The organism is Vibrio sp. 10N.222.55.C6 (assembly GCF_041473395.1).
Classification (GTDB): Bacteria; Pseudomonadota; Gammaproteobacteria; order Enterobacterales; family Vibrionaceae; genus Vibrio; species Vibrio crassostreae_C.
On the sequence record NZ_JBFRSD010000219.1, the window covers coordinates 1 to 580 of the forward strand.

Annotated in this window: 1 protein-coding gene; it reads right to left on the bottom strand. The window is 40.7% G+C overall.

Annotated elements, in window-relative coordinates; genetic code table 11:
• Window positions 1-403 (bottom strand): hypothetical protein (locus AB4486_RS23330; RefSeq protein ID WP_372118919.1); only part of this gene is annotated, 403 nt, incomplete at its 3' end.
• Between the last annotated feature and the right edge of the window lie 177 nt (window positions 404-580).

Genomic DNA, 580 nt, shown 5'->3' on the forward strand with positions numbered 1-580 from the left:
CCTTCAAATTCTTCACGCTCGTCGAATTTTTTCTAGTTTTGGTTTTGTAGCGATGTAACTCCCAAGTCATTTGAGCCACCTTATCAGCCATGACAACATGCTCCGACTCTAACTGCTCATTCTTAGTTTTGAGCCTTTCGTTTTGCTCCAACACTTCCTGATATTTATCCTTTGAAACCTGAGCTTTTGACTTATTTTCCTTCGCCTTAACCACACCTACTTTCTTTGGATCTGAAAGGTATTTTTCTTTTTCTTCAAGCACCCTCCCCAACAACTCAGCATGATTCTTCAAAGAGCCGTTAGACACTCCCGCACGTTTTTCGACAGCGAACGGACTAATCTTTTTCCCTTCCTTCAAAAGTGCTTTAAAAGCGTTCTCTAGCTTTACAGCTACCGCTGCCATGCTTATGCCTCTACTCTATATTTATCAAATTCAATGCCGTGATCTGACATCACCTTTTCAGCCGCCCTAATGTCACTAAGCTGAGTGGCTAAAGAGCTTTTATTAAACAAATTCATCTCTTTCATCTTTTCAATTTTAGTTATACAGCCCTCACGTCTTCTAACCCAATTCTCAGCT